Source organism: Geobacillus sp. LYN3, assembly GCF_003064505.1.
Classification (GTDB): Bacteria; Bacillota; Bacilli; order Bacillales; family Anoxybacillaceae; genus Parageobacillus_B; species Parageobacillus_B toebii.
On record NZ_QCWL01000001.1, the window covers coordinates 1,981,139 to 1,990,028 of the forward strand.

General features: G+C 44.6%; 10 protein-coding genes. All 10 read right to left on the minus strand.

The genetic code is table 11. From position 1 onward, the window contains the following. Positions 1 to 133: 133 nt before the first annotated feature. Positions 134 to 688: a transposase gene (locus tag DCC82_RS10295; protein ID WP_082798163.1), complete on the minus strand. Its 555-nt coding sequence runs from the start codon at positions 686 to 688 to the stop codon at positions 134 to 136. Between the two features lie 693 nt (positions 689 to 1,381). Then, complete coding sequence (copZ, locus tag DCC82_RS10300; RefSeq protein ID WP_015863983.1) at positions 1,382 to 1,585, minus strand: copper chaperone CopZ; 204 nt, start codon at positions 1,583 to 1,585, stop codon at positions 1,382 to 1,384. Positions 1,586 to 1,606: 21 nt separating this feature from the next. After that, positions 1,607 to 4,000, minus strand: coding sequence for a heavy metal translocating P-type ATPase (locus tag DCC82_RS10305; RefSeq protein WP_062678597.1), 2,394 nt, complete (start codon positions 3,998 to 4,000; stop codon positions 1,607 to 1,609). 13 nt (positions 4,001 to 4,013) lie between these two features. Further along, positions 4,014 to 4,325, minus strand: a complete 312-nt coding sequence (locus DCC82_RS10310) for a metal-sensing transcriptional repressor (RefSeq protein WP_015863985.1) — start codon at positions 4,323 to 4,325, stop codon at positions 4,014 to 4,016. Positions 4,326 to 4,746: 421 nt separating this feature from the next. Further along, positions 4,747 to 5,496 (minus strand): oxygen-insensitive NADPH nitroreductase, encoded by a 750-nt coding sequence (nfsA, locus tag DCC82_RS10315; RefSeq protein ID WP_097354549.1) that lies wholly within the window; start codon positions 5,494 to 5,496, stop codon positions 4,747 to 4,749. Positions 5,497 to 5,574: 78 nt separating this feature from the next. Then, positions 5,575 to 6,213, minus strand: a complete 639-nt coding sequence (locus tag DCC82_RS10320; RefSeq protein WP_097354550.1) for an SdpI family protein — start codon at positions 6,211 to 6,213, stop codon at positions 5,575 to 5,577. Next, complete coding sequence (locus tag DCC82_RS10325; protein WP_097354551.1) at positions 6,210 to 6,488, minus strand: autorepressor SdpR family transcription factor; 279 nt, start codon at positions 6,486 to 6,488, stop codon at positions 6,210 to 6,212. Before DCC82_RS10325 ends, DCC82_RS10320 begins: the two co-directional genes overlap by 4 nt. 134 nt (positions 6,489 to 6,622) lie before the next feature. After that, complete coding sequence (locus tag DCC82_RS10330; RefSeq protein WP_097354552.1) at positions 6,623 to 7,477, minus strand: MBL fold metallo-hydrolase; 855 nt, start codon at positions 7,475 to 7,477, stop codon at positions 6,623 to 6,625. Positions 7,478 to 7,748: 271 nt separating this feature from the next. Further along, positions 7,749 to 8,582 carry a pirin family protein gene (locus tag DCC82_RS10335; protein ID WP_097354553.1) on the minus strand — a complete coding sequence of 278 codons (834 nt, stop codon included), beginning with the start codon at positions 8,580 to 8,582 and terminating at the stop codon, positions 7,749 to 7,751. Positions 8,583 to 8,647: 65 nt separating this feature from the next. Further along, the gene (locus DCC82_RS17460) at positions 8,648 to 8,809 is read right to left on the minus strand and encodes a hypothetical protein (protein ID WP_158268584.1); all 162 of its coding nucleotides are present in this window, start codon (positions 8,807 to 8,809) and stop codon (positions 8,648 to 8,650) included. Positions 8,810 to 8,890: the final 81 nt, after the last annotated feature.

An 8,890-nucleotide genomic window follows, 5' to 3' on the forward strand; every position in this document is an offset into this window, starting at 1 on the left:
ATAGGATTCTTCCATCGACCCTAAAACGGCAATCAAATGGCGTTTCACTTTCGTTTTTATGATGTCAATGAGTTCTTTTGGCAACCGCTCCTGATGCCCTAACCCCCGTCTGCCAATCACCAAAGCGGCGCTTTCATGAACGGATAACCCATACTTTTTCATATAACTGATTCGAGCGCAAATCTTTCCATTCTTCGTTCGTGATTTTTCCTTTCAAGCGCTTATAAAAGTTCTCTTTTCCACCAAAAATCACACGTGGAATCGTTCCTTGGTCGAGATGGTGCTTTAGCTCGGCTTCTTTCGCTTTGAGCTTTTCTAACCGCTGGTGCAATCCACGTAGACATGTTTGAAGATCAATGTTTTTCGGTGTTTTTCTTCCATGTTGATACTCATCGATTTTCTTTTCGGTTTTTTCGATTTTCGCCTGCACATCCTCCAAGCGCATTGGGAGCAGCTCACGTTGAGAAGAAATCAGTGATTGAACAAGCAAGACCGCGTCTTCGGCGTACCGTTTGTTGAGCTGAAATTGGTGTGGAAGGTGCTTGATGATGTCTTTGGCGTTCCTTCCCTCCAGCAAACGGTTGAACGCGTATCGCTTCGCGGAACCAAAAACGCGCATCAACTCATCTAATGAACGAAGTTGTAATTCATCATGAGAAACGATTTTCATCCCCCGAACCGTTTTCATCCCCTTGCCTTCCCCCTTGTTTGGACCCTTAAGAACATATATTCGCTAAATCTTCTTCCTTTCCTTTTTACATGAGGAAGGGGGAGATGATTTTTTATGATAAGACAGGGGACGATAGAAAAAGATGGAGAACATTCGCCACGTCCAATAACAGGAAATATTTACATGATTTCATACATTTTTATAGATGTTTAACAAAATGCTTATACCTCCTACATTAGTAAAACTCCTACTTTTAGTAGGTAACCAGATTTACTATATCATGGAAATATACCCACAAAAAGAGAGGAAAGGTGGATTCCTTTCCTTTTTATTTAAGGACTTTGAGACTAATAAATGTGTTTAGTTATTATTTTTTATGTCTACAGCTTGCAAAAAATTAATACTATTATCCCTTACATTATTGATGGACAACGCGATTGCGCACAAGAAAACCATACAGCAAGCCACTTCAGCTACATATTGCATGTTTCTTCACATATACCAACGCTGTAACCTGTCAAATCAGTGAAAATGCGATGGCAATTCTTGTGCATTTTGACAAAGAGATATTGGTATCCTTTCTCATGATGTTTTTGTAAGAAAATGATCACCAAAAAGTGGATTCGAACTATTTGGATATGCTCCTTTCGATAAGAAAACAATTTTTGGAAGAAAAATAATGACCTCCCCTAGAAAAAGGGAGGCCTTCGTTTATTCCACATCATAACCTTGTTCTTCAACAGCTTCTTTCAATTGGGCAATGCTGACTTTCGTTTCATCGAAATCGACATCAACCGTGCCTTTTTCCAAATGCACTTCGACGCGGTTGACTCCTTCTAACTCTTGAAGAGCGTTTGTGACAGCCATTTTACAATGGTTGCATGTCATTCCTTGTACTTGTAATGTTGTTGTCATGATGTATTCCTCCTTATGTTTTTATAGTTTCACTCGCTTCAAGCGAAGTGCGTTCGTTACTACCGATACGGAGCTAAACGCCATCGCCGCTCCGGCGATCCAAGGTTCCAACAGTCCAGCGGCGGCAACCGGGATGCCGATCGTATTGTAAAACAGCGCCCAAAACAAGTTTTGCCGAATATTTGTCATCGTTTTACGGCTAAGCTCGATCGCTTTCGGAATATGCGATAAATCGCCGCCAACTAATGTGACATCGGCCGTTTCGATGGCGACATCCGTTCCCGTGCCGATTGCCATGCCGATATCGGCTTTTGCCAACGCCGGAGCGTCATTAATGCCGTCGCCGACCATGGCCACCCGTTTGCCTTCACGCTGCAGTGTTTCGACAATGTTTGCTTTGTCCTCCGGAAGCACTTCGGCGTATACATGGTCGATTCCCGCTTGTTTGGCAATCGCTTTTGCCGTCCGTTCATTGTCGCCTGTGACCATGTAGACGTCAAGCCCCATTTGTTTTAATGCTTGAATCGCCTCTTTGGCATTTTCTTTGATCGCATCAGCGACGGCGATGATGCCGGCAAGCTGTCCATCAATGGCCACGAACATCGCTGTTTTTCCTTCTATTTCTAATTGTATCATTTTTTCTTCATGTCGAGAAATGTCGATGTTGTTTTCTTTCATTAGTTTTCTCGTTCCAACGAGAACACGTTTGCCATCGATTTTCGCTTCAATACCGTGGCCCGCAAGCGCCGCGAAGTGCTCAAGCGGCTTCACAGCGATTTGTTGCTGTTTGCCATATTCGAAAATCGCCTGCGCGAGCGGATGTTCCGAAGCGCTTTCCGCCGACACCGCAAAATTAAGCATTCCTTCTTGAAATTCAAGGACATCCGTCACTTGTGGCTTTCCTTTTGTCACCGTTCCTGTTTTATCCAATAGCACCGCGTTGATTTTATGCGTTTCTTCTAAGTACTCACCCCCTTTAAAGAGGATGCCGTGTTCCGCTCCTTTTCCGGTGCCGACCATGATCGATGTCGGCGTAGCAAGACCGAGAGCGCACGGACAAGCGATGACAAGCACGCTAATCGCCACTTCCAACGCTTTTGGCAAATCGCCCGGTGCAACAAAAAAGTACCAGACAATAAACGCCAACACAGCAATACCAACAACAATCGGCACAAAAATTCCCGAGATAACATCGGCCATCCGTTGAATCGGCGCTTTCGAACCTTGAGCTTCTTCGACGATTTTCACGATATTCGCTAAAGCTGTGTCTTTTCCGACCTTTTCCGCCCGAATCGTAAGAGTGCCTGTCGTGTTGATCGTTGCGCCAATGACGCGGTCGCCTTCTTTTTTATCAACCGGAATCGATTCCCCTGTAATCATCGACTCATCGACAGCGGACGCTCCCGCAATCACGATACCGTCTACCGGTATTTTTTCGCCTGGTTTGACGATAATCGTGTCACCGACTGCCACTTGTTCGAGCGGAACTTTGACTTCTTTTCCGTCGCGAAGCACGAGCGCTTCTTTTGCCTGCAAACTTAAGAGCTTTGAAATCGCTTCGGTCGTCCGCCCTTTTGCCCGCGCTTCGAAGTATTTGCCGACAAGCACAAGCGTGATAAGCACCGCACTTGTTTCAAAATATAAATTTGGCATATAGTGAGGGCTTCCAATCGTTTTAGCCGCTTCCACCAAGCTGTAAAAGTAAGCGGCAGACGTGCCGAGCGCGACAAGGACGTCCATGTTCGCGCTCTTGTTCCTTAGCGCGCGATACGCGCCGACATAGAAAGGACCGCCGATATAAAACTGGACAGGTGTCGCTAACAGAAGCTGCACCCACGGATTCATCAGCCAAGCGGGCATCGGCAGACCAAGATCAAACGGAAGATGCGCAATCATCGTATATAGAAGCGGAAGCGATAAAATAATCGAAATCATAAGCTGCCGCTGTTTTTGTTTCAACTGTTCTTCTTTGAAGCCCGCGCTCTCTTCTTCCTTCCGCACTTGTCCTTTATAGCCAAGTTTTTTTATTTTTTCTAATATCGCTTCGACCGATGTGATGCCTTCCTTATACTCCACCACCGCGCTGTTTGTTGCTAAGTTGACCGTAGCACTTTCCACGCCTTCCATGCGCCGCAAACCTTTTTCAATTCGCGCCGCACAAGCAGCGCATGTCATCCCTTCAATATCCAGCATCACCTTTTCGGTCGCCACACCATACCCAAGTTTTTCGATTTTTTCTTGAATATCGTGAATGCTTTGTTTCGTTGGGTCATACTCGATCGTTGCTTTTTCCATTGCTAAATTGACGTTCGCCTCGACTCCGTCCATTTTATTGAGCACTTTCTCGATGCGGCTCGAGCATGCGGCGCACGTCATGCCGGTAATATGCAACGTAACATGCTTTTTCTCACCCATGGTGCTTCCTCCTCTATTTCGAGAACTGCTGGATAACGGTCATTAATTCTTGTATCGATTCGTCACCGTTGCCTTCGCGAATCGCCTTGGCGACGCAATGACGAACGTGTCGCTCTAGCAAATTCAATCCGACTTTATGCAACGCTGCTTCAATTGCGGAAATTTGGATTAAAATATCGATGCAATAGCGATTGTCTTCAACCATTTTTTGCACGCCGCGCACTTGTCCTTCAATGCGCTTTAAGCGCTTGACAATGCCCTCAATTTCTTCTTCCGTCCGCGGAACCATTTTTGGATTGAGCTGATTCTCTTCACGATGATTCATGAATTTCACCTCATTCCATTGTTCTATATACATTATACCGGTAAGGGGTATAAATAACAATTGAAATGCATTAATCTTTTTCTAGCATAAAACTCCTTTAGTTGCTTCGCCATTATGCAAGAATGAACCGCTGATCCCTGATAATCAGCGATACATTACAATTGCATGGCTGTTCCTTTTTAATAAAGAAAAATCGTTCCCGTCACTATGTAACAAAGCCGGCATTGACTTTATCTCCTGCTTTCTACGGCTGTTAATTAATCCCGATGCCGAAAAAGGCGATCACAAAAGGACAAATAATAAGGAAAGCGCGAAGCCCTCGAGATAAATATGCATAAAAACATTCATTTGTTTCATGCCAATAGACTGACAATAATTGTTTCTTTTTTCAAAAAAAATCCCGTTTCGTTTTGAAGCGAGATTAACGTAGATTAAACCCTTTTCCTTCTACGAATTCTTTCATATACATGCGCACTGGGTTGCTGAGCATATTGGCCATTTGCCCAGTCCATGTATCGCGGCGTTTGCCGTTTGTCCGCTGCTCGTAATACGCGGAAACGATGTCATTATATTGTTTCAACTGCTCTTCGAATTTACTGCGGTCTTGTTCATACGTTTCTTCATGGTATACGTGTTCAAACGGCAGGCGTGGTTTTTTATTAGGTTGCTGCGCCGGGTAGCCGACGACAAGCCCGAAGAGCGGAATGACCCGCTTTGGCACTTTCAACAGCTTGCACACTTCCGGCAAGTTGTTGCGCAGTCCGCCGATATAGCAAATGCCGAGTCCCAGCGATTCTGCGGCGATGGCTGCGTTTTGCGCCGCCAGCGCTGCATCAATAAGCGCGACCATAAACTTTTCCGTGCTCTCGAGCGATGGCAGTACCTCTTTCTGTTCCATTTCGCCAATCACTTCATGACGATGAAAATCAGCGCAAAACACGAAGAAATGGCCATTGTTCTCAACATAAGACTGGTTTCCCGCGATTTGGGCAAGCTTCCGTTTCGTCCCTTTATCTTTCACCCCAATGATGGAATAAGCTTGTACGTAACTTGATGTCGACGCCGCTTGCGCACATTCGACGATCGTGCGAATTTGCTCGTCCGTTAATGGACGGTCTTCAAATTTCCGAATCGAACGGTGCTGCAAAATTGTTTCGATGACTGAATTCACAGTAAATGCCTCCTATACAATAGATTGAATAGCTTTGTATTCTATCATATCAAAATCAAAAATGATTGACACTCGTCTCTATATCTGCGTTACTTTTTTATACGCGAAATAAGAATACACAATCGGCACAACCGCGATAAAGGCAATGGATGAAATGAGAAGAAAGCCGCGAATCGATGAAGGCATAAAAGCGGAAACGATGAGCATCCCTCCCCCGATGAAAAACACTTTGCCGCCAAAACGATGCGTCCGCGCCCAAACGGTCTCGTTCGCCAGCGTCCACGGCGTGCGGATGCCTATGAAATAATTCGCTTTAACTTTTGGCATATAGTTTCCGAGAATGATAAAAAGCAGACCTAACCCTATATTTACAATCCAATCCATATTGACATCATAACCAAGACCGCTAAAAATAACGGCGATGTGAATGACGACGAAAAACGTTAATGACGCGTTCATAAAAACACGATACGCTCCTGCAAATTTTTCATAATTCTCTTTGCGCGGATCGATTTTCGACACCCCAAACAATATCCCATAAATCCATGTCAAGAAAATCGGCCCAAATAAAACGGCGAAAAGCTTTGATGCATAGCCATCTACTTCCCCCGAAAAGTTCCAATGAATCGGAACTTCCTCCGGTAGCCGCGGATATGCCCATAAGGAAATCCCCGCACTAATGATGATCAACAAGAAAAAATACCAATGCTTTTTCATTCCTTCTTCCTCTCCCCTTCTTGTAATGATAAAAGCCAAACTAATACATCTTGCAACACTGTTGTGTTGATGGAGTAATAGATGTACTGCCCTTCTTTTTCGGCGTGCACCAAATCCGCCTGCTTTAACAAGTTAAGATGATGGGAAATGCTTGGTTTGGAAATACGGAAATGATCGGCGATTTCCCCCGCCGTTAAATCTCTGTTTTTCAACAAGTTTAAAATATCTCTTCGTGTTGGGTCAGCAAGTGCTTTATAAACAAGGTTTATTTTCATATACGTTCACCATGCTTATTTTGTTATTTAGGAAATTATCTAATTATTTAATTAAATTATATAAAATATTCTTATTTTTGTTAATAACCAAAAAAACAAAAAGAGAACACTAGTGTCCTCTCCACAACGAAAAACTATACTTCTACTATCATCGTATCATAGGCGATTTCGATGGACAGCCCTTGTTTTTGCAACTGTTTTTCTATTTCTTTGAGATCATCAAAGCCTAACCCGTTCATTTCTTCAATATGGGTCAATATGGTTTTCTTCGCCTTTAATTTGCGAATAATATCCAACGTTTCTGCAAATGTTGCTTCTATTTTTAAGACAGGGTGATGTTCAGATAGTAGCCGCTCCCCCGTCAGCGGATGAAACTCAAAAATACCGATTGGTAAAACCGCTACATCTACTTCCTGTACTTCTCGTGGGGGATCCCAATTATTCAATTCATCCATCGCAATCAGCACCCGCTTTTCCCCGTCCGAAAATAAAAACGCATACACATAGTCTTCGGCTAAGCGGAACGGGCGAATCTCCACTCCTTCCATCGATACGCTGTCCCCGTCTTGCAACGTGTGAAGGCGGATGTATTTCATCTTTTCGAGAAAAGAAAGATGTTCGCCGCTGCCGAGACGGTGCTGAAAGTCGATGGCGACCTGCTGTGGCAAGTAGACATCCGTCGTCGTGGAAGCGGGAGGATCATTTCGAAAATCAGCATTGATGGACTCCAGCACCCGCCTTCCCATTACATGATCAGGATGCCAATGCGAGTAAAACACGGCGTTGATTTGTTTAATTTTAGAACGATTCATCTGCATATAAATATCTTCCGGCGTATCGATTAAGACGTCTGGTCCGTGCACAAATAAGCTTGGACCGCTGCGGCTGTAAGGGATTCCTTTCGTACGCGCCTCGACGCATACACGGCATTGGCAAAGCGGACGCGGAATCGTCACTGCCCCGCCTGTTCCTAAAAATTCAATTTTCATATCCTTCCCTCGCTTCTGTCATTATTCAGAAACAACACCGTATTTGTCTCCGTCTAACAAAATGTGATACGTTTGCTCACCGATGTTATGATGATCCGTTGTTTTTTGTTCGCCGCAAACATCTCCATCCGAAAATTGCAGATATGGATTGGTTTATCGCTCATAATAAATAACTCGCTTTGTTTCCCAAAAACAATTGTATCTATTTAGTCTGAATTTTGTAAATAATCCCACTATAAAAAGCGCTCCATATCGGAACGCTTTTTTATAGTTATTCAACGAATTTTCCTTCTTGATAATCGCGGATCGCCTGGCGGATTTCTTCCTGCGTATTCATCACAAACGGTCCGTAAGCGACAACCGGCTCGTTAATTGGCTCACCGGCATAAAGGAGGAGGCGCAGTTTTTCTTTGGCGGTGACAGTGATTTCGCTTTCTGTCTCGTTTTTAACGCGGCTTAAAAACAATACTTGCCCCGCTTTTCCTTCCGTGGCATCGGCGCCGAATGTTCCGCTACCTTCTAAAATGTACAGAAAGCCGTTGTAGCTTCCTGGCAAATCTTGCACGATACTCGCTCCTGGTTCGAGCACCATTTCCACCATCGTAACCGGAACATGGTTGAGTGTCGGGGCTTTTACTCCTTTTGATGACCCGGAAAATACGCGGATGATTGCTCCCTCTTCACGCCGGACAGGCATATCGCTTGCTTTTAAATTTTGATAACGCGGCTCTGTCATTTTTTTTGCGCTCGGCAAATTAATCCATAGCTGCAAACTGTGCACGGTCGAGCCTGGCGCCGGATCTTCTTTATGGATCACCCCTCGTCCTGCCGTCATCCACTGCACATCACCGGGACCAAGCGTTCCGTGGCCGGCTTTGCTATCAAAATGTTCCAACTGACCGTCAATCACGTACGTCACCGTTTCAATGCCGCGATGCGGATGAAAGTCAAACGTCCCGCGTTGGAAAATATCCTCCATTAGCATCAAAAACGGATCGTATTCTTCCCAATTTCCCGGCTCTAGCACCGGCCCGCTTCGATGAATCGGGCTATTTGTCTCTATTTGTACCGTTTTTACACGACGGATGCGACGCTGTGCTGGCATCTATGTGTTTCCTCCTTATGATCTTTATCTGCATCGTACTCTACGCAACAATGAATGCAAACGATTTACTTTGTGACATCAGGTAACGGTATATCTTTCCTATACTCAAACGGATAGGAAATTGGCTTTTTTACGCTTATTGTTTCATTCGTTGCTGCCGCATCATCATGCTCTTTATATTTTGGCACATCATCAAGCGGAATTTCTTTTCGGTAATCGAACATCATGCTAGGAGTGTCAACTACCCAACAGCTAAAGCCGTGGGCTTGCAGCTAGCCTAATTGGCTGCCGCGTTCGGCTGGTTGACA